General features: G+C 38.8%; 23 protein-coding genes and 2 pseudogenes. 9 read left to right on the forward strand and 16 right to left on the reverse strand.

Annotation, left to right across the window (positions count from 1 at the left end; genetic code table 11):
• Together PN471_RS10085 and PN471_RS10090 are read left to right on the forward strand one after the other, a co-directional pair.
• A pseudogene (locus tag PN471_RS10085) lies at positions 1 to 156 on the forward strand (transposase); the annotation flags it as partial.
• A 193-nt stretch (positions 157 to 349) separates the two neighbouring features.
• Positions 350 to 898: a pentapeptide repeat-containing protein gene (locus tag PN471_RS10090; protein ID WP_271776734.1), complete on the forward strand. Its 549-nt coding sequence runs from the start codon at positions 350 to 352 to the stop codon at positions 896 to 898.
• A gap of 487 nt (positions 899 to 1,385) precedes the next feature.
• Here PN471_RS10090 and cobJ read toward each other — a convergent pair whose 3' ends face one another.
• The 12 genes from cobJ to PN471_RS10150 all read right to left on the reverse strand — a co-directional run bounded on the left by cobJ (position 1,386) and on the right by PN471_RS10150 (position 11,167).
• Positions 1,386 to 3,083 carry a precorrin-3B C(17)-methyltransferase gene (gene cobJ / locus PN471_RS10095; RefSeq protein ID WP_271776735.1) on the reverse strand — a complete coding sequence of 566 codons (1,698 nt, stop codon included), beginning with the start codon at positions 3,081 to 3,083 and terminating at the stop codon, positions 1,386 to 1,388.
• Positions 3,084 to 3,410: 327 nt separating this feature from the next.
• Positions 3,411 to 3,722, reverse strand: coding sequence for a hypothetical protein (locus tag PN471_RS10100; protein ID WP_053539173.1), 312 nt, complete (start codon positions 3,720 to 3,722; stop codon positions 3,411 to 3,413).
• Between the two features lie 46 nt (positions 3,723 to 3,768).
• Positions 3,769 to 4,185 carry a PIN domain-containing protein gene (locus PN471_RS10105; RefSeq protein ID WP_271776736.1) on the reverse strand — a complete coding sequence of 139 codons (417 nt, stop codon included), beginning with the start codon at positions 4,183 to 4,185 and terminating at the stop codon, positions 3,769 to 3,771.
• Positions 4,182 to 4,457: a hypothetical protein gene (locus PN471_RS10110; RefSeq protein WP_271776737.1), complete on the reverse strand. Its 276-nt coding sequence runs from the start codon at positions 4,455 to 4,457 to the stop codon at positions 4,182 to 4,184. Before PN471_RS10110 ends, PN471_RS10105 begins: the two co-directional genes overlap by 4 nt.
• A 32-nt stretch (positions 4,458 to 4,489) precedes the next feature.
• Complete coding sequence (locus PN471_RS10115) at positions 4,490 to 4,798, reverse strand: HigA family addiction module antitoxin (protein WP_271776738.1); 309 nt, start codon at positions 4,796 to 4,798, stop codon at positions 4,490 to 4,492.
• Between the two features lie 177 nt (positions 4,799 to 4,975).
• Entirely contained in the window at positions 4,976 to 5,527 is a 552-nt protein-coding gene (locus PN471_RS10120; RefSeq protein WP_271776739.1) for a hypothetical protein, read from the reverse strand.
• Positions 5,524 to 6,072 carry a restriction endonuclease gene (locus tag PN471_RS10125; RefSeq protein WP_271776740.1) on the reverse strand — a complete coding sequence of 183 codons (549 nt, stop codon included), beginning with the start codon at positions 6,070 to 6,072 and terminating at the stop codon, positions 5,524 to 5,526. The genes PN471_RS10120 and PN471_RS10125 overlap by 4 nt, the downstream gene beginning before the upstream one ends.
• Positions 6,073 to 6,503: 431 nt before the next feature.
• Positions 6,504 to 6,647 (reverse strand): hypothetical protein, encoded by a 144-nt coding sequence (locus PN471_RS23330; protein ID WP_334311909.1) that lies wholly within the window; start codon positions 6,645 to 6,647, stop codon positions 6,504 to 6,506.
• Between the two features lie 97 nt (positions 6,648 to 6,744).
• On the reverse strand, positions 6,745 to 7,461 hold the full coding sequence (locus PN471_RS10135) for a hypothetical protein (protein ID WP_271776741.1): 717 nt from the start codon (positions 7,459 to 7,461) through the stop codon (positions 6,745 to 6,747).
• Between the two features lie 206 nt (positions 7,462 to 7,667).
• The gene (locus PN471_RS10140) at positions 7,668 to 9,935 is read right to left on the reverse strand and encodes a transglycosylase domain-containing protein (RefSeq protein WP_271776742.1); all 2,268 of its coding nucleotides are present in this window, start codon (positions 9,933 to 9,935) and stop codon (positions 7,668 to 7,670) included.
• Positions 9,936 to 10,006: 71 nt separating this feature from the next.
• Positions 10,007 to 10,468, reverse strand: coding sequence for a signal peptidase II (gene lspA / locus PN471_RS10145; protein ID WP_271776743.1), 462 nt, complete (start codon positions 10,466 to 10,468; stop codon positions 10,007 to 10,009).
• Between the two features lie 111 nt (positions 10,469 to 10,579).
• Entirely contained in the window at positions 10,580 to 11,167 is a 588-nt protein-coding gene (locus tag PN471_RS10150) for a biotin transporter BioY (RefSeq protein ID WP_271776744.1), read from the reverse strand.
• 45 nt (positions 11,168 to 11,212) lie between these two features.
• On the opposite strand from PN471_RS10150, the pseudogene PN471_RS10155 reads away from it, so the two are divergent.
• The 6 genes and pseudogenes from PN471_RS10155 to PN471_RS10180 form a co-directional block, all read left to right on the forward strand.
• A pseudogene (locus PN471_RS10155) lies at positions 11,213 to 11,443 on the forward strand (type II toxin-antitoxin system HicB family antitoxin); the annotation flags it as partial.
• A gap of 326 nt (positions 11,444 to 11,769) precedes the next feature.
• Entirely contained in the window at positions 11,770 to 12,948 is a 1,179-nt protein-coding gene (gene pstS / locus PN471_RS10160; protein WP_271776745.1) for a phosphate ABC transporter substrate-binding protein PstS, read from the forward strand.
• A 12-nt stretch (positions 12,949 to 12,960) separates the two neighbouring features.
• On the forward strand, positions 12,961 to 13,911 hold the full coding sequence (gene pstC / locus PN471_RS10165) for a phosphate ABC transporter permease subunit PstC (RefSeq protein ID WP_271776746.1): 951 nt from the start codon (positions 12,961 to 12,963) through the stop codon (positions 13,909 to 13,911).
• A 142-nt stretch (positions 13,912 to 14,053) separates the two neighbouring features.
• A complete protein-coding gene (gene pstA / locus PN471_RS10170) occupies positions 14,054 to 14,935 on the forward strand; it encodes a phosphate ABC transporter permease PstA (RefSeq protein ID WP_271776747.1) in 882 nt (293 codons plus the stop codon).
• Positions 14,936 to 15,071: 136 nt separating this feature from the next.
• Positions 15,072 to 15,878: a phosphate ABC transporter ATP-binding protein PstB gene (gene pstB, locus PN471_RS10175; protein WP_271776748.1), complete on the forward strand. Its 807-nt coding sequence runs from the start codon at positions 15,072 to 15,074 to the stop codon at positions 15,876 to 15,878.
• Positions 15,879 to 16,012: 134 nt separating this feature from the next.
• Positions 16,013 to 17,587 (forward strand): NAD(P)H-quinone oxidoreductase subunit 4, encoded by a 1,575-nt coding sequence (locus PN471_RS10180; RefSeq protein ID WP_271776749.1) that lies wholly within the window; start codon positions 16,013 to 16,015, stop codon positions 17,585 to 17,587.
• Positions 17,588 to 17,682: 95 nt separating this feature from the next.
• Here the strand turns inward: PN471_RS10180 and PN471_RS10185 are convergent, their stop codons facing one another.
• The gene (locus PN471_RS10185; protein WP_271776750.1) at positions 17,683 to 17,910 is read right to left on the reverse strand and encodes a hypothetical protein; all 228 of its coding nucleotides are present in this window, start codon (positions 17,908 to 17,910) and stop codon (positions 17,683 to 17,685) included.
• 153 nt (positions 17,911 to 18,063) lie between these two features.
• Between PN471_RS10185 and PN471_RS10190 the strand changes: the two genes are divergently transcribed.
• Positions 18,064 to 18,696 (forward strand): bifunctional 4-hydroxy-2-oxoglutarate aldolase/2-dehydro-3-deoxy-phosphogluconate aldolase, encoded by a 633-nt coding sequence (locus PN471_RS10190; RefSeq protein WP_271776751.1) that lies wholly within the window; start codon positions 18,064 to 18,066, stop codon positions 18,694 to 18,696.
• Positions 18,697 to 18,796: 100 nt separating this feature from the next.
• On the opposite strand, the gene PN471_RS10195 is transcribed toward PN471_RS10190, so the two are convergent.
• The 3 genes from PN471_RS10195 to PN471_RS10205 all read right to left on the reverse strand — a co-directional run bounded on the left by PN471_RS10195 (position 18,797) and on the right by PN471_RS10205 (position 20,010).
• Positions 18,797 to 18,985 carry a type II toxin-antitoxin system HicA family toxin gene (locus PN471_RS10195; protein ID WP_271776752.1) on the reverse strand — a complete coding sequence of 63 codons (189 nt, stop codon included), beginning with the start codon at positions 18,983 to 18,985 and terminating at the stop codon, positions 18,797 to 18,799.
• A gap of 2 nt (positions 18,986 to 18,987) precedes the next feature.
• Complete coding sequence (locus tag PN471_RS10200; protein ID WP_271776753.1) at positions 18,988 to 19,206, reverse strand: type II toxin-antitoxin system HicB family antitoxin; 219 nt, start codon at positions 19,204 to 19,206, stop codon at positions 18,988 to 18,990.
• Positions 19,207 to 19,530: 324 nt separating this feature from the next.
• Complete coding sequence (locus PN471_RS10205) at positions 19,531 to 20,010, reverse strand: retroviral-like aspartic protease (RefSeq protein ID WP_271776754.1); 480 nt, start codon at positions 20,008 to 20,010, stop codon at positions 19,531 to 19,533.
• Between the last annotated feature and the right edge of the window lie 455 nt (positions 20,011 to 20,465).

Here is a 20,465-nt window from a genome sequence, read left to right on the forward strand (position 1 = left end):
ATGTTACGGCGGCTGCACGTCATTTTAGAAGAGCTATTAGTTAAATGGGATTGCAAGCTTGTGGAGTTCAATGGAGAAGAGGATCATATCCATTGCTTATTTCAATACCACCCGGACTTAGAATTAAGCAAACTGATAAATTGTCATAAAAGGATTTTTGATCTAAACTATTGCTATTTTTTTCATAAACTACATAGATTGTAACGTTTATTTAATTATTTTCTTAATTAAGGGTATAATGAATACAAGATTTTTAGCTAAAATCGGATTGCGATCGCTAGAAACTCAAGTAATTGTCTGTGGTTTGGGAAGTGTAATAACTCACCTGTAGACACAATGAGGTGGAAATATGGATACTCAAAAACTTCTGAAGTCTTATAAATCAGGAGAAAGGAATTTCCCGGAAATAAATCTGCACCAAGCTATGTTAAGACGTGCCGATTTGAGAGGCATAAATTTAGAAGCAGCAGATTTAAGCGGAGCGGATCTTACTCAAGCAAATTTGAGTGGGTGTAACCTCAGTAGAGCCAATCTCACTAATGCTGATTTAAGTAGAGCAAATTTAGAAAATGCCAACCTCAGTGGAGTTAACTTAATTGGCGCTGATTTAACTAGAGTCAGCCTCAGAAAAACTAACCTAAGTGGTGCTGATTTGCGAACTGCAAATTTAACTTCAGCAAACTTAGTCGCTGCAAATCTCAACCAAGCAGAAATAAGTGGTGCTGACTTTACAGGTGCTAATCTCCATCATGCCAATTTAATTGATAGTAATGTCAATGAAGCTGAATTTACGGGCGTTGATTTAACAACAACAATTATCACAGAATTCGAGAGAACTGGAGAAATTTTGCACATAGGTTTATCCCATAAATGGATAACTTGGGCTGGTAATTGTTGATATTTTGATAACTTGCTATTACAAAGTTATAAAATCAATGCCCCACTAATTTGAAATAAAAATGTAATAAATACAGGACTTACGCAAAATATCTCTCAAACCCTCTTTTCTTCGTTCTCTTCGTTCCTATGCCTTCGGCACGCTTCGCGAATGTGGTTCATTATTCCGTGACTTGTGCGTAAGTCCTAAAATAGATTTATAGAGGCGGGGTGACTCGCCTTTTTTTAATAAAAAGTAAGAATCATTTCCAGGATTTATAATAAGTAAAATGTCCGCAAGAGCGGACATTATCAGGGCTTCTGTCACTTTTATTGGCTACAATCATGTCTGAAACATGATGTTTTTATTGTTGATGATGATCATAAAAAAATCAAGTCTTTCTCAGATATAAACTAGACATAATTAACAGAGTTATATCTTAAAGGAGTCAGAAGTCAGGAGTTAGGAAAAAGAAAGAAGGATATTATTTTTAACAGAAAAAACATCATTACTGAGAATTATATCGGCGGGAAGTATAAACCCAAATATTATGATCTTGCTGGATTTGTCGAGTGTGGGAAGAACCGATAATAATCACAGTTCGCATATCTGCTAATGCTGGTTCTAACTCCTTTAGAGTCGTAACCTTGACTTCTTCTCCCTTTCTTCCTAAATTTCGTCCCAACACAACTGGGGTATCAGGTTTGCGGTATTCCATTAAAATCTTTTTCGCGGCGGCTAGTTGCCAAGTGCGTTCTTTTGATACAGGATTATAGAAAGCAATGACAAAATCACTTGTAGCCGCAGCGGTGATTCGTTGAGCGATAATTTCCCAAGGTTTCAAAATGTCCGAGAGAGAAATCACACAAAAATCATGGCCCAAAGGCGCACCAATAGTGGCTGCTGCGGCTTGCATAGCCGAAATACCAGGGGCGACTTGAATATCAATAGTTTGCCATTCTGGTTTGTGATATTGCTCTAAAACCTCAAACACTGCCGCTGCCATTGCGTAAATACCGGGGTCTCCAGAAGATACAACTGCTACATATTTTCCCGATGCAGCTAAATCTAGCGCCTGATATGCCCTTTCTGCTTCCACGCGGTTATCTGATTCATGAACACGCTTACCATCTGCGAGATGTCCAATTAAATTAATATAAGTTTTATAACCGACTAAATCCGTCGCTGCTGCCAAAATTTCCTTTACCTGGGGTGACATCCATTGAGATGCACCAGGACCCGTACCAATAATCGCTAATTTGCCCTGGGGTTGTCCGATAGTGTCAGGGTTGATAATTTGCGTGGAAATGGCAACAGCTATCTGGGAAAATGGGGATGATACAATTCGACCATCTGCACCTGTAGCCGCCAAAACCAATTCCGTTAATTCATTGGTGGGTAGGAAGCGGGTAGGAACGCTCAAAGTTGTCGCTATAGAGTGAAGTTGGGAATTATTCGCCAGTTGTAGCGGTGCAAATATTCCTGCCACTGCGGCAGGTGCTAAATTAGATTCTGCGAGGATTTGGTGAATTTGAGTGATTGTATCTGGTTCTGGGTTGGTGAGAGCGATCGCAATTTTCCCAGGATGATAAACTAAACAATTAACATCAGAATTACCCAAATTTTCAGTAATTTGAATAATTAACTCACCATTTTCATCAATAGGTAAATTACTCTCACTCAACCAAGGCGCTACTCCTTGTAATTTAACTTTTCCCCCAGCCAATAAATCAGCAATAAATTTTTTCCCATGTTCTGGGTTAGCTAAATGATATCCAGCAGGAGGAGATAACAAAGCAGTGTGAAAGCGGATATCTCCCGTTGTGGTAATTGCTGGTTTGATATTCAGTGCTGACCCCACCTGACGCGCTAAATCATTTACACCACTTAAACCACCCAAAAGCGGAACAACAGCACTACCATCTTCAGCTACAGCTAAAACTGGCGGTTCTTGTCCCTTATCAGTTAACAACGGTGCAATTGTTCTAATTAGAATCCCCGCCGCACAAATACCAATTATCGGTGTACCAGCGGCGAATAATTCTCGTAAAGTTTCGCCAAAATTGGTAAAGCTAATATCAACATCATGAGTGCGATTAACCAAACCATATAATTTCGCACCAGCTAAGACATTAGTAATTTTTCGCCCCACTGTAACGCTATTTTGACTCAAGACCACAACCGCAGGGCATACCCTAATATTCATAAAAATTTTTAATCTTGTAAATCCTTAAATTATGGGCGTTGCTGAATAACTTTAGATAACATCCTGGCTCAGTCAACGACAAAAACTTAGGAATGTGAATTAAATTAAATAAATTGCAAAAGTAGGGTGTGTTAGCGACAGTGTAACGCACCATTCCCAGTTTACATCAGAATTGCAGGTTATTAAATTTGCGTGCCTTATGAAGTTATTTAGAAGCAATCTATAGCTTCTGAAGCCATAGGTCAGCATAACACTATAGCCAAGGTCATGCAACCCCCTTGCAACCCAAAAACCTAACTATGGCGTGATGATAAACAACACAATTAACTAACTATCCATCAGCTTTATCAAAATTGCTTCTAGTCTTTCTAAAGCAGCATTGGTTGATTTTTGATTCTCTGCAAAATTGCTTTGGAGAGTAGCAAGGTTAGTATCTAATCTTCCTACCGTTTCATTTAGTCCTACTACCACATCGTTAAGGATGGCATTTCTCCCCAAAACACTGGTAGCAGTTCCCATAAAGTCATCAACCTTATATATCAGTTCCGTCAGATTAACTGCTGTAGTTTCCTGTTGAACTGCCACGCGCTCTAATATCGCTTCTATCCGGTCTAATCTATCTACTGGTGGTGTATTCATATTGTTTTTGTTGGGTTTCCTTGCGTCAACCCAACCTACTACTAATTTACTCAGAAAGCATTTTCAAGAACTCTTCTGGCAACATTGCCGGTACTAAAGAAGCTACAAAATCAGCTTTATTGCGGGTGACAATTATTTCTAAACCTGCGGACATTGCTGCTGCACTTGTTACCGCATCTTCAAAATCTTTAATTGGACTTTGCAAAGCTTGGTGAATTACTTGATTTGTAACACTGGCAATTTGAATATGTTGCAATAAGTTTTCTATTAATTTACGTGCTGCTTCGCTACCAATTTGACGGCGTAAAATATAGAAAATATTGGTGATAGCGTGTCCTGAAACAAAGCCTTGCACCTGTTTTTTCATGACTGTATTTAATGATTGTGCTGAAGCAATAACAAACGTTTGACGCTGTGCTAATATATCCAGCAAAACATCGCTGTCAAATAATACCTGTTTCAACTATATTTCTCCTCTAGGTAATTAACATAACTTTCCTCTGGATTTTCTGATTCTAAGCGAATTACACCTATGAGGCTTTGTGTCCAGGGGTCAAGTTCAGATAAGGTGTCTAGGGTGGGTTGAGGAGGAATAGAGGATAGAGTTTCTTGTTGGATTGATGCTAGTAAGGTTTGTACAAGAGTCCAGCGTTCTTTGATTGGTAATTCTAATACCTGTTCTTGCAATTTTTGTAATTTAATCATTACATTACTGGTAACTTTATCATTCACCATTATAACAGATAAGAAGATGTAACATATTTGCGTTAATCTGTTCCTAGTAAAGAATAAGGAATAATTTGATTTAAAATTTCTCCTAAATTTCTTTTTGCTGCCATTATTTCATAAGCATTTTGCAATCTTAAGAAATAACCATCTGAAAGTCTAAAATAGCGACAAAGGCGCAAATCTATATCTGCTGTCATTTTAAGTTTACCTGTAATAATTCCTTGAATAGTAGGATAAGTTAAACCTAAATTAACAGCTAAAGTATTTTCGCTGATGTCTAATTCTTCTAAAAATTCATATTTTAAAATTTCACCAGGATGGGGATTATGTAGTAAGTTGTTTTCCATGACATTTTCTCCTAATGGTAATCCACTATTTCTACATTATAAGCATTTCCATTTTCCCAAAAGATCCCCGACTTCTTTTCAAGATTTTTCTATTCAACAAATAATTAATCTTAGAAGTCGGGGATCTGAAAAATGATGTTGGGTTTCCTCATGTCAACCCAACCTACAAATATATGGTTAGTTAATTGCGACAAAAGACGGAGTAAGTAATGACAAAAATTCCATTATTTCTTGTATTAATGGATGTTGTTGCAATATCTTAATTTCTTCATCATTTATATTGCTAAATATTTTCTCACTAATTGATTGTTCTTTACCTAAAACTGTCTCTAAAAATTCCTTAGGTTTGCTTTGAGCAAATTTCCATTCTAAATCATTAAATTGACGTTGTGCTATTTTTTCAATTAATGATTTATCTTGTATTAAAATAATTTCTATTTCTGGAACAGCTAGAGAAACTTGAAAGGGAATACCAGCAGATGCTCGACGTAATAAATAATTAATTAAATCTTGCTTTTCAAATATTTGAGATTCGTTATCTGTATCTGCATCTAGAATTAATATAACAGGAGTATTTTTGGTAGCAAGTAGTGAACTTGCTAATGATCTTACTTCATACTGACTCTCACCTACTACTATTTTCACATCTTGAATCAGATTTTTAGGTAGTAATTTTTCTAAGATTTCTTGGTTTTTATTACCTTCTAGAACTATATAAGCTAAAGTCATGATAGAACCTCTGTTTTAATGCTGTAATTAGCTAGTCCTTGTTCAACACAAATACGATATTTTTTGATTAATGCTCTACGTATACACTCATTTTCTAAACAATATTTAATTTCTTCTCCTCCCCACAATAGAATAGTTTGAGGTGCAATAAATCCGGCTAAGGTTTCCGATGCTTCTGTAAATCCACTACGACTAAATATACTCCCAATAGTTGCTGCTGGTCTGCGTAATAGTTGATTTCTTAACTTGGCTATAGGTTCAATTTTAACAGGTTTTGCTGTGTCTTTACATTCTATTATACAAGATAAGCCATCTGCATAAACTACTCCGTCAATTTGTTCTATTTCTTCTCCATCTAAATAGACGCTATAAGGCCAGGTTACTTCGGCGTTGTTAAGTTGAAATGCTCGTAAAACGAGATACTCTAACGCTTTACCCGCATCCCAATTTGGTGTATTACCTGATTCAATTTCTGACCATAATTTGATTAAATCATCCCAGTTATAGCTGGTAATTCTTGCTTGATATTCTGCTTCTGTGGTCATGATTCTATCTGATGTGTCGTATGTTGTAGCTTATTATCATTAATTCTACGTTACGCTGTTATTGATTATTGTTGGGTTTCCTTGCGTCAACCCAACCTACTAAATTACTTTTTTACAAACCACGAAGACACGAAGGACACGAAGATAAGATACAAGGAGAAGAAAAAGAAACATCATCAATTATTTAATTATTTATGATTCTTATAGTTTATTAGATAGGCAGAAAAATTACCATTCTGCTCGCTCGTATTGGTTCTCCTTCTTTTCTAATAGCCTTTATTGTTCTTTTCCCTTTTCTATCTCCCGAAATTTTTGCTGTCCATAGTCTAATCTTTTTCTGGGGCACTTCTTTGAGCTTCACCCAAAACCATAAAATCATCAACTTCCGCTTGTAATTCAGGAATAGGCGGAATTTGTCGGGCAATTTTTAATCATGTATCGGCATCTTTCTCATTCATTTTCTCCTGTGCTAATTTGAGCATTTTTCGCGCAAATCCAGATTTTAACTCTTGGGCTTTTTGATATAGATAACTTTCAGGTTTAATTGCCTCAGTTAGTCTAATAGCTTTGAGCATTATTTTTAATTATTTATTATCATTAATTATAGGTTACGCTGTTATTAGTTATTATTGCGTTTTCTTGTGTCAACCCAACCTACCAAATTACAAAAACCTAATCATCAAGTAATTCTCTTCTCTGTCGCTCCTGTTCCTGCTGCTCAATCCTTGCCCGTGTTTTTCTATATTCTTCTACTGCTTTTATAGATTCATCAACTAGTGAGTACCTCAACTTAATAGCTTCATCTTCATCCCCTAAAATAGAAATTACTTCTCTCCTTTGTGGTTTATCAAGTTTAAGAAACCATTCGATAAAAGCTTTTAAAATTGCCTCTTGTGAACCTGATACTTCGTCATGAGCTACAACACAAGAAGGGCAAACATAAGGTAAGTAGGATGATATTAAACCATTAGACCTATATTTTGTGCCTCCAGATATCCTCCTGCAATTGGAGCATACATCACTAGAGGTATCGTTAGCAATAATACATTCTAACAACTGCATCCCGGTGTAACCAGGAGAAATAAAGATGCTTGCTAGTTGTCCAACAGCTACATAACCAGGATATCCGGGTAATATGTCTCCTGTTAAAGCGAGTTCAGGGAATTTATCCAAAATTAAGGAGCTATAATATCGGCAGTAGATACATTTTTCTAAATCATTGTTATCCCACTGATCAACATCCAGTAGCATTTGTTGATAGTATTCTTTAGAAAACACATCTTGCTGACAACTTTTAGTCACCTCAGCCAGTCTCTTCATATTAACTTGAGCATCACTTCTGACTAAAGTTAAAAACAAAGCAATTAAACGTTTAATTCTGAATTTCATTATTGATTTATCCGTTCTAATTCATTAGAAGCTTTAGGAATGGGATGTGTATTTTACAAAGGTTTAGTGGCATCAACTACATTATCATGTGAACGTGATGTAGATTCTGAAATGGGGATAATTGGTGATGAATTAGAAATACTAGGACTCTTGCTGAATAAGTTGTCTGTGAGAAATCCGGGACAGGTGCACTTATTCAGCAAACCCTATTTAGTAATTTTACTCATATAACTACCCCAAAGTTGTGCCGCTTGGGCGCTGCTGCCGGAGGTAGGTGAATTATTGTCATTTCCAAGCCAAATGCCGGTGACAAGTTGACGACTAGGAATAAAACCAATAAACCAGAGGTCAACATTATCATTTGTGGTTCCGGTTTTACCTGCTTCGCCTAAACCAATAGCCGCACTACGACCTGTACCACTAGTAATGACTCCCCGCATCATAGTAGTCATTTGATTGGCAACTGCTGATTTTAGCACTTCCTTAGAACCATTTGGATCTGTATCGAAGGAGTAAATTACTCGACAGGTTTCAAAGTCTTTGAGATCCTTGCAATCACTACTGTCACGAATTTTACTAATAGCATGGGGGGGATTCCAGACTCCACGATTACTAATTGCCCCAAAAGCCCCGGTCATTTCTAACACATTAACTACACTTTGACCTAATACCAAACCGGGTACTTCCTCAAGGTTGGATTTAATACCCAACCGCTGCGCCATATCTACGACTTTATTCAAGCCAATTTCCTTGGCTACCCGCAAAGCAATGGGGTTTTCTGACATTGCCAAACCAGTGGCTATGTCTAAACTACCACCAGCACCAGCCCGACAGGGTTTATAGGTAAAACCTTGCCAAGTTAAAGGACTGCAAGAATAACTTTTGTAGGTCGAAAACCCTTTTTCTATAGCCGCAGCGTAGGCAAAAATTTTAAAGGTAGAACCCGGTTGTCTTTGAGCTTGAACGGTGCGATTAAACTGGCTTTTTTTGTAATCAGTCCCGCCTACCATAGCTATAATACTCCCGGTTTTGGAGTTCAGAGTCACCATTCCTCCTTGGGAAAATCCAAAATTCGAGCCGGCTTTGGTGACGGAATTTTTTAATTCGGCTTCGGCTTTGGCTTGGATAGCTGGATCAAGTTGGGTTTCGATGATATAGTTACCTTCTCTGGCTGCTACAGGGCCTAGCCTTGATGTGAGTTCTTGAAAGACGTAATCATAGAAATAGGGGGCAATGGTTTTGGCTTGCCTTTCGCAAACTTTGGGGCTAACTTGAACTGTAGAACGGCGAGCGCGGTTGGCTTCTTCTTGGGTAATTTTGCCCATTTCTAGCAGTCGTTTAATGACTCGATTGCGATAGTCGGCTGCACCGAGTTTCCGGGGACCACTGCCACAAAAATCGAAGGCATTGGGGGCTGGTAAAATCCCTACTAGGGTGGCTGCTTCGGCTAGGGTTAATTCTTTGGCGGATTTGTTAAAATAATATTTGGCTGCATCTTCAAAGCCGGAGGTGTCTGCACCTAAAAATACACGATTTAAGTAGGTTAGTAAAATATCGTCTTTGCTGTAAAAGGTTTCTAGTTTGAGGGAGACGACGGCTTCTTTAACTTTCCGTCCTAAAGAGTCTTGACTGCCGACATATTCCCGGAATAAACTTCGAGCTACTTGTTGGGTAACTGTACTTGCCCCCTGTTGAACGTCACCGCTACGACTGTTGATAAGTAAGGCTCGTAACACACCCAGAGGGTCTACGCCAAAGTGCCAATAGTAACGACTATCTTCGGAGGCTACGACCGCAGCAGGTAAATATGGACCAAAGTCTGATAATTTTTTCAGGTCTATGTGGGCGATGTTGCGGGGTTCACGGAGGGGGGTTGAGCCATCACGGGCATAGACGACGACCGGGGCGCGAGTGGCTGTAGGTAGGGGTCTGACGGAAAATTTCAGCCATTCTGCACCTATGGCTAAGGCAATTAAAGCCGTGACACCACCGACTCCATAGGCTGTCCAGGTGGCAGCTTTGACGTACCAGGTGGGTGGGTCTATGTATTGAATACTCACAGCATCAGCTAGATCCTGTGGTCCTAGGTTAATAACATCACCATGACGCAGTTCTAGGGTATTTATCCGCCTTTTGCCAAGATAAATCCCGTTGGTGGAGTTTTCGTCTTTGATGGTGAAAACGGGGGTGTTTTGGGTGGAGTCCCGTGATAATGAGAGGTGAACTGTGCTGATAAGTGGGTTACGGACGACGATATCACAGGATTTTGAACTCCGTCCTAGTATATAGCGATCGCCTAATAAATCATATTCTTCTTCTTGATTCCCGCCGGCATCATGGACCAATAGTTTTGGTACTTTCGCATTGGGTTTGAGCTTCATGGAAAAGTTGACTCTAGCATGAATGGTGCTGACCGCTTGAGTTACTTGACCAATTATAGTTTTTGGCTTTTGAGGAGGTTGGGGAGAACTCATAAACAATTGCAAGTTAAAAGTTAAAAATTAACGGGAAAGTAGGGGAATTTTCCCAAGAAGAATTAAATTTTTTAATTACTTGGTGTTTTTTTCCATGAGGCAATTAACAAGCAGACTATACCAATGCTAATAAAAGAATCAGCCATATTAAACACGGCAAAATTAATTAATCGAAAATCCAGAAAGTCAACGACATACCCTAGTATAAATCTATCAATACCGTTGCCCATTGCTCCCCCTAAAATCAAACCATAACCCATTTGCTCCCAAAAACTTAACAATGGTCCAGATAATGCAATGGTTATCAATACTAAACTAACGCCCAAAGATAGCCAGCGTAACCATTCTACTTTGCCACTTAATAAACTAAAAGCTGCACCTGTATTAGTCACATAGGTAAAATGAAAGACTCCCCTCAATAGTGGTAGTGTTTGTCCTGGGTTAAAGGTCTTCACTACCCAGTATTTTGTCAGTTGGTCTAATAGAAATGCTATCAGAGCGGCAATCCAGAAGAAGCGATTTTTTATACGCATGATGAATTTGTCAGTTGTCGGTTGTCAGTTGTTCTTCTTTGCTACTGACCAATGACCAATGACCAATGACCAATGACCAATGACTAATGACCATTGACCATTGACCAATGACTAATAAAACATTATATGTCGTAGCACATAAGCTACTATGGTAACGGCACAAACAACCACTAGTTGTCCTGGCAGTGCAAAGCAGGAGTATTTCAGAATAGCTTGAATCAGTGATAGATTGTCTGTTCCTCTCCAGGGTAAGATATAACTGATGATTAAATAAGCAATACCGCAGATGTGAACGGTGAATAAGCCACAAAGACAACTAAAAGCTAGAGTTTCTAGCCGAGGTCGAGCTTTAAAGGCTAAATATCCACAAATCCAAGCTCCGGGAATAAATCCTAGCAAATAACCAAACTGAGATAGTTTAACATAACCGATACCGCCTCCTTCGGCAAATACGGGCAATAAGGTTAATCCCATGACTAAATAGGCAATTTGCGAGAGCGCACCAGCATTTTGACCTCCTAAACAGCCGACCAGTAGGACTGCACCAATTTGATAGCTGACACCTAGTGAAAGGGTTTGAATTCCGTGCTGACTCCAATTCCAAGGTGAGGTAACACCATAAGCTTCCAGGAAAGTACCACCCACTGTGAGGAGCAAGCCTATCATAGACCATAGCAGTTGATTCGAGGCAGCAAACATTGATTAGGCGCAAGGGTTAATTAACAGTAGGTAAAAGGTCAATAAGTTTACAATTATACCGTCCTTCTCGCCAAGGAGAAAGATGGAGATGATCACGCTTTTTGTCCTCTTTTTCAGGGCTGTCATTCTCAAGGAGATACTTTTGAAGAAGCGATCGCTAATATAACAGAAATTGCAAAATTATACATTGAAAGTCTCCTAATGGATAATCAACCTATCTTTAAGAGGATGTTTAACAAGTTTTCGGTGAATATAATGAACTCCCAGGCACACTGATCCGAACTGGAGGCTTGATAAATCTCAACCCTTTATCAATCAATGGTTTCAGGAGTAACTTGGGGCTAAAAATAGTCTTGGAAACAAGGTAGGGGACTAAGAGGACGTTTGAAAAGTTTTCGGCGAATATAATTCGCTACTACACAAACAAAGTCCACCTTCGTGGACTAACACAAAATTAAGGTTTTCAAACCCACGCAGGTGGGTTTCGCCTGTGTAGACGCGGTTTCTAACCGCCCAGAGATGTATGAATTTAGACTTTTCAAACAACCTCTAAGAAGCCGAGGGAAAGAAGATTTTAGTAAGCTCTACTTAAAATCAGTTTCATGAAAAATCATCGCCTGATAGTTTCAATATCTGTATTAACAGTAGTAATTAGTCTATCAGCTTGTGGAAAAACTAACTCAAAGAATCCAATTATGAGTGAGTCTCCTGGTAAAACGACAAATACAACTACTGCCGATGCTCAGAAACTAGATTTAGGAGGTAATGTAGAATTAATCGGTGCGGGCGCTTCTTTTCCTGCCCCACTTTATCAAACTTGGTTTACAGAGTTAAATAAAAAATATCCCAATTTAAAAGTTAATTATCAGTCTGTGGGTAGTGGTGCGGGTGTTGAGCAGTTTACCCAAGGAACATTAGACTTTGGCGCTAGTGATGTAGCAATGAAGGATGAAGAAATTAACAAAGTTCCGGCAGAAAAAGGTGTGCTACTATTACCTCTAACTGCGGGTAGTATTGTCCTCGCGTATAATTTGCCAGAAGTTCCTCAACTCCAGTTATCACGAGCAGTTTACACTGATATTCTGTTAGGTAAAATTAAATTTTGGGATGATCCGGCGATCGCTAAAATCAATCCTAATCTAAAATTGCCAAAAGAGGAAATCAAAGTCATTTATCGCGCTGATGGTAGCGGAACTACGGGCGTTTTCACCAAACATCTTAGTACCATTAGTCCAGAATGGAAAACTCAAGTCGGTGAAGGTAAAAGTGTAAAATGGCCGATAGGAGTTGGTGCTAAAGGTAATGAAGGTGTTACCGCCCAAATTCAACAAACTCAAGGTTCTATTGGTTATGTAGAATATGGCTATGCTAAGGAAAGTAAGCTCAAATTTGCATCTTTAGAAAATAAATCCAACCAGTTTGTTTTAGCTTCTGAAGAATCAGCATCTAAAACTCTAGCATCAGTAACTTTACCAGAAAATCTGCGTGCTTTTATTGCCGACCCTGAAGGTGCAGAATCCTACCCAATAGTAACTTACACTTGGATTCTCGCCTATAAAAAATATACTGATGCCGGCAAAGCTAAAGCAATGGAAGCAACTATTGAATATGCTTTAACCGATGGACAAAAGATAGCTAGTGAATTAGGATATGTACCCTTACCAGCCAATGTAATTAATAAAGTCGCAGCAGCGGCAGATCAAATTAGTCCTGATTATCATATTTCCGTTTGTCAAAGTAGGGGCGCAGGGCCTGCGCCCTTTCTCAGAAGCCAGAAGTAAGGAGTCAAGAAAATGACTACAGTTTTTCAAGAAGATTCATTAACCACAAAAAACCGTTCGGAAATAGATAGAAATTTAGATCGCAGCTTTATTTGGATAACTCGAATTTTTGCCCTAGCGATCGCTGCTATTATATTATGGATTGCCTGGCAAATTACCACTAGTGCTTTACCGGCTATCCAAAAATTCGGGATTAATTTCTTTGTTACCAGCAGTTGGAATCCTGTTAATAATGAATATGGGGTACTACCAGCCATTTACGGAACTCTCATCAGTTCTTTAATTGGACTGATTTTAGCCCTCCCTATTGGTGTAGGAACAGCAATTTTATTGAGTGAGAATTTTCTCCCCCCCCAGGTAAATTTAGTCCTGGTATTTTTAGTAGAACTCCTAGCAGCTATTCCCAGTGTTGTTTATGGAGTTTGGGGAATTTTTGTCTTAATCCCTGTGTTAAAAAATTTAGGCACATGGCTACATACTTATCTAGGCTGGTTGCCAGTTTTTAGTTCTGCACCCACTGGACCAGGAATGTTACCAGCAGGAGTAATATTAGCAATTATGATTTTGCCAATTATCACGGCTATCTCTCGTGATGCCTTGATTTCTGTACCTTCAAGTTTGCGTCAAGCCGCTTTAGGAATAGGTGCAACCCGTTGGGAAACCATTTTTCAAGTTATTATTCCTGCTGCCTTTTCTGGCATTGTCAGTGCGGTAATGTTGGCACTTGGGAGGGCAATGGGTGAAACAATGGCTGTGACAATGTTAATCGGGAATGCTAATAATATTAATATCTCTCTCTTAGCACCATCAAATACGATTTCTTCTTTATTAGCAAATCAATTTGCTGAAGCTAATGGGTTACAAATTGCGGCTTTAATGTATGCAGCTTTAGTTTTATTTATTTTAACAATGATCGTCAATATTCTGGCGGATTTTATTGTGGCACGAATGCAGCGAATTTAGGAATTTTAGATTTTAGATTTTAGATTTTAGATTAAAAATTTGGTATAGTTCCCCATCTTTCAGAACGTAAAAATACTCGCTGCGCTGCTTACGCTTCGCTAACGTAAATCCCAAATTGCATAACTAATACTATGGTTAAATTATGAATTCTTTGTTTCCGCGAGGCAGCCTGACTCGTTCTCTTTCGTCTCCTCGAACATTGGTTAATATGGTCATGACTAGATTAGCTTTTGTTTGTGGATTTTTGGCACTGATTCCTTTATTGGCAGTGCTTTATTATGTAGTAATTAGAGGTTTTAGTAGTTTAGATATCAATGTTTTTACAGAGTTGCCACCTCCTCCCTTCGGGAAAAATGGCGGTTTTGGTAATGCCATTTTAGGAACATTATTAATGGTAGGAATTGCTGCGATCATTAGTGTTCCTGTTGGTGTGTTGGCAGCAATTTATTTAAGTGAGTTTAGTTCTCTAAAAATTGCCAGATGGATACGTTTTGCTACTAATGTTCTCAGTGGAGTTCCCTCGATTATTGCTGGGGTATTTGCCTATGGAATTGTGGTTTTAACCTTGGTAAAACTGCATTTAGGCTCTTATTCAGCCCTGGGAGGTGGATTCGCCCTAGCAATCTTGATGTTACCGATTATTGTGCGAACTACAGACGAGGCTTTGCAATTAGTGTCTCAAGATTTACGACAAGCATCTATTGGACTAGGAAGCACTAATTTACAAACTGTGATATTGATAGTATTGCCGACTGCCTTACCTGCGATTGTCACTGGTTCTACTTTAGCGATCGCTCGTGCGGCTGGAGAAACTGCACCATTACTATTTACGGCTCTTTTTTCTGCTTTTTGGCCAGATAGTATCCTCAAACCAACTGCTTCTCTAGCGGTTTTAGTATACAACTTTGCCACTTCTCCCTATCAAACTTGGCAATCTTTAGCTTGGGCTGCGTCTTTAATTCTCGTGTTGATGGTTTTAATTACTAGTATTATTGCTCGCTGGGTGACTAGAAAAAAGATTTAATTTATCTAATTAAGTTGGCGTTAAAAATTGTTAGCAAGGGAACGGGTAATTGGTAATTGGTAATTGGTGAAAACTATTCTTCTTTCTTCTTCCTCCTGAACTCCTGACTCCTGCCTCCTTCATCAAGCCCGATTTTATGAATACTATCATTAGCACAATTAATGGAACTGAATCGGTTTTACGCACAGAAAACTTAAATATCTATTATGGCAAGTTTTTGGCTTTACAAAATGTTTGGTTAGATATTCCTAAAAATCGAGTCACCGCTTTTATCGGTCCTTCCGGTTGTGGTAAAACTACCTTATTGCGATGTTATAATCGGCTAAATGATTTAATTGACTCATTTAGAGCCGAAGGTAAAGTTTATTTCTATGATAAAAATATCTATGCACCGAATATTGATCCTGTAGAAGTGCGAAGACGCATTGGTATGGTATTTCAAAAACCCAACCCCTTTCCCAAGTCAATTTACGAAAATATTGCCTTTGGCGCGAGAATCAATGGCTACAGGGGTGATATGAATGAATTGGTGGAACGGAGTTTGCGGCAGGCGGCTTTGTGGGATGAAGTCAAGGATAAATTGCGACAAAATGGGTTATCATTATCCGGTGGACAACAACAGCGTTTATGTATTGCGCGGGCGATCGCTGTCCAACCAGAAGTTATCCTGATGGATGAACCATGTTCTGCCCTTGATCCTATCTCTACTGCACGGATAGAAGAACTAATTCACGAACTCAAAGAACAATATACCATCGTCATTGTCACCCACAATATGCACCAAGCATCACGAGTATCTGATAAAACCGCGTTTTTTAACGTTAAAGCTTCCGAAACAGGTGGACGTAGTGGCTACTTAGTAGAGTACAACTCAACTGAGATGATTTTCAGTGATCCTCAACAGGAAGACACCAAAGCTTACATTAACGGTAAATTTGGTTAATTCTTTTATCTAAAATTAACTTAATTTGAGCATCTATGTTAACCTTGTGGCTGTAATCCTTGATTTAAGGTGATTTAGAAGTTATTAGATCCTAACTTGCTGCCAAACATGATTTTAATAGCAGATTAATTGTGATGAATATAGCTAATTTCCCGTGGCTGACGACGATTATTTTATTTCCCATAGCCGCATCACTACTCCTTCCCATCATCCCAGATAAAGATGGAAAAACCGTGCGCTGGTATTCTCTCATTGTCGGGTTGATAGATTTTGTCCTCATTGTCTGCGCTTTTTATACTGGATACGATTTCTCTAATCCCGATTTGCAACTGGTGGAAAGTTATCCCTGGGTTCCCCAATTGGGCTTAAATTGGTCTTTAGGGGTTGATGGCTTATCCATGCCTCTGGTTCTCTTAACAGGATTTATTACCACCCTGGCAATCTTAGCCGCTTGGCCTGTCACACTAAAGCCGAAATTGTTTTATTTCCTAATTTTGGCAATGTATGGCGGTCAAATTGCCGTTTTTGCCGTTCAGGATATGCTGTTATTTTTCCTGGTGTGGGAATTGGAACTTGTCCCCATATACTTCCTGTTGTCAATTTGGGGCGGGAAAAAACGCCAATATGCAGCGACTAAATTTATTTTGTACACCGCTGGTGGTTCGCTGTTTATTTTGCTGTCTTCCTTGACAATGGGGTTTTATGGCGATACAGTGACATTCGATATGCGATCGCTGTCCTTAAAAGATTTTGGACTCAATTTACAACTTTTACTCTACGCTGGCTTCCTGATTGCCTACGCTGTCAAGTTGCCCATCATTCCCCTCCATACCTGGCTACCAGATGCCCACGGTGAGGCTACAGCCCCCGTGCATATGTTACTAGCAGGTATTTTGTTAAAAATGGGTGGTTATGCCTTAATTCGCATGAATGCCCAAATGCTACCCGATGCCCACGCTTACGTTGCTCCAGTGTTAGTGGTTTTGGGGGTAGTAAATATCATCTACGCTGCCCTAACCTCCTTTGCCCAAAGGAATTTAAAACGGAAAATTGCCTACTCTTCAATTTCCCACATGGGCTTTGTTCTCATTGGGATTGCCTCTTTCACCGACTTGGGTTTAAGTGGCGCAGTTTTACAAATGGTTTCTCACGGCTTAATTGGGGCAAGTTTGTTCTTTCTAGTCGGTGCAACTTACGATCGCACACACACCCTCATGTTAGATGAAATGGGTGGTGTCGGTAAGAAAATGCAAAAGATTTTCGCCATGTTTACAACTTGTTCAATGGCTTCTTTAGCATTACCAGGAATGAGCGGTTTTGTCGCCGAATTAATGGTATTTGTCGGCTTTGCCACCAGTGATGCTTATAACTCGACATTTAAAGTCATTGTCATTTTCTTGATGGCTGTTGGTGTGATTTTAACGCCAATTTATCTCCTTTCAATGTTGCGCGAAATTTTCTACGGACAAGAAAATGAAGAGTTAGTTTCTCATCAAAATTTGATAGACGCTGAACCCCGTGAAGTTTTTATCATTGCTTGTTTGTTGATACCTATTATTGGTATTGGTTTTTATCCCAAATTGCTAACCCAAATGTACGACGCTACAACTGTACAATTAACAGCAAGACTGCGTGATTCTGTCCCAACCTTAGCCACAACCAAAGCAGTGCAAAATGTCTCTTTGAGTGCGCCGATAATTGGTAATTAATTTGTAATTACAACTGGGGTGGGTTTGATACCCGCCCTTTTTTGTTTCGTGCAGAGTCGCTAAGTAGTCGGACAAAATTAAATTCACTCGTTGGTTTAATTGATGCTGTTTAAGTCCCATTCATTTGTTTCTATGACGCGACGGTGGGAAAATAATTTGCGGTGAGTCCAATGGATACTCAAGAAAATTATACTTACCAAGGTGAGCATGAGGACTTTGAAAACTGTAACATAAGCATATAAATGCCATAAAACTCGATGTATTGAAAATATGCGGAATAAGTTCTGGAAATCTTGAATCTCCATCTGTTTTGCTAGGTTCATTTTAAACTACGGTAATCCGATAGATTTAGTGATATATATAATATGACATAGATTGAGTAAATAAGCAAGATGGAATGTTAAGATTCTGTTCCTAGGTTATGTTTATATTTGAGGTTTTTAACCTCTTGGTTGCAAGTCACAGTCACAGTAAGAATGTCTAATCAAGTTTGGTTGTCACAGTTAAAATTACATCGAGCGATCGCTGTTGTTCGCGCCCCGAAGATGGTATGGGGTGAGAAAATGGCTTTAGCTGTAGCATCTGGAGGAATGCAGTTAATTGAAATTACTTGGAATAGCGATCGCGCACCGGAATTAATTGCCCAACTCCGTGCTAAATTACCTAACTGTATGATTGGTACGGGGACATTATTTAACGTTCAACAGTTACAAGAGGCGATCGCCTGTGGGGCGCAATTTCTCTTCAGTCCCCACACTGATCTAGATATGATTCAAGCTGCATTAACCGCAAATATCCCCATTATTCCTGGTGCATTGACACCCACAGAAATTATTACCGCATGGAATCATGGTGCAAGTTGTGTCAAGGTGTTTCCGGTGCAAGCAGTGGGCGGAACTAGCTATATTAAGAGTTTACAAGGACCCCTTGGGCATATTCCCCTAATTCCTACGGGGGGTATAACATTAGAAAATGCTCAAGATTTTTTACAAGTTGGTGCAGTAGCGGTGGGGTTAAGTGGCGAATTATTCCCCACAGAATCAGTATTACAGGAAAATTGGCAAGCTATCAGTGAACAAGCCAGAATCCTCATGCAGAGGTTACATTAGGGGTAATGGGAAGCTATTACTTCTAATGGACTAATTCTTCTGGCTTGACCAAAAGGAAATTCATCATTCTTCTTCATCTTAAAAAGTGACACCATAAGGTTTAAAATTTAGGTAATAAATCAGCTTGTTTACAAATTGCGTTGGCAGTAATGCGGTCAATTGCACGATGTCTTTTGACGGGAATAGTTTTTATATCATTAGTATAAATAGAATGATTGCCACCTTCCCGCAATAAATAAAATCCATTTTCTTCCAAATACTTAATTAGATCTTTTCGTTTTACGGACATGATTATACTTCTACAGGAATTTGTTCAAGTAAAGAGTTTCCTGTGGGAATTTCTTTATTTTGCTGATGATAGGCAAGAATCATTTCTTTGAGTGCATCTTGTAACATAGTTCTGCATATTTCTAGTGTTTCTCCTTCGGTAATGACTTCTTGCCATTCAATCAGTTGTCCCATATATCCACTATTTATTTTGGTATATTTTGCGGTGTATGTAGTTAACATAAGACATTAATTAAGGGTATTTTCTAAATTATAGCTTTTTTTGAGCGATCGCGATCGCGTCTCGAAGAGATAGCGGGAATCGCTTTCCATTTTCTATAACCACCCAAAAGCGATCGCACTTCATTATCCTAAAGAACAGAAAGAGCGATACCTTTGTGCGTTACTGCTAAAGCACCAGTTACAATTCATTAGACTTAGGATCGTGGATTAAATAACCTGTAATTCCTGGTTATTATCTTTGACGTAGGACAAGAAACCTCAAACAAAGTTTGACACCTTATTAAATTCATGATCCTTAGTAAAAATTTCAAAAGCTAATAGGACTTACGCACTAGTTACGGAGTAAACGAACCACAGAGGCACAGAGAACACAGAGAAATGAGGGTTTGAGAGATATTTTGCGTAAGTCCTGGCTAATTGAGAACCATAAAAACACACATCAAACTCTTGAAAAAAATTGATTCTTCCCAACAGCAAAGGTGTATTTTCAGCTTGAGTCCAAGCAAAAACCAGCGTCACAGGTAGAAATTCATCAATGGTAGCTGATAAAATAACTCCTTTCGCGGGAAATTTAGCTAAATTACCCGCTAGGGTAACAGATGTATTACACTTATCCCAATCTAGTCCTAATTGTAATCCTATTTCGTAGGGTAAAACATTGACACTTGCTCCTGTGTCTAATAATCCTGATACTGAAATCGACTTATCTTGATATGATAAGCGCAAAGGCAGATTAGGGACTAAGCTAATTTCACTTAAAGAGTTCGATTTTTTAATAAATTGAAAGCGTTTTTTAAATGTCATTTAGTTATTTGGTTTCTGCTTGTAAATGTTGCTGTAACATATCAGTTAAAGTTTGCTCGGCTGCAAAAGCATCATAAGGCGACCAAACTTCATAAGTTTTACCATTTTCAAGAAAATCTGGATTTTGTTCATTTCTAGCTAATTCTGCGGCTAAAAATTGAATAGCTTTAATTTTTTCTTGATGAGATAATTTTTGCAGTGATGGTAAAATTTCGGTCCTGCCAAATTGTTGAAACTGGTAGCGACATCGGGATGGTCAATAATTATCTTCACTTTGTAAAAGATGTAATTGTTCTAATTCAATTCTGGCATCTTGTGACATACTCCACACACTCCCCTTCGGGTGAGTGTGGGCTTCTCAGCGACTCTTCTATGAAGACATTGACTGAGCTTTAAGACCGTGTGTCCCCCGGTTCTTGATATTAATTGAAGCATTCAAATCCCGGCACAAACTG

The sequence above is a fragment of the Aphanizomenon sp. CS-733/32 genome, from assembly GCF_028330045.1.
GTDB lineage: Bacteria > Cyanobacteriota > Cyanobacteriia > Cyanobacteriales > Nostocaceae > Dolichospermum > Dolichospermum gracile.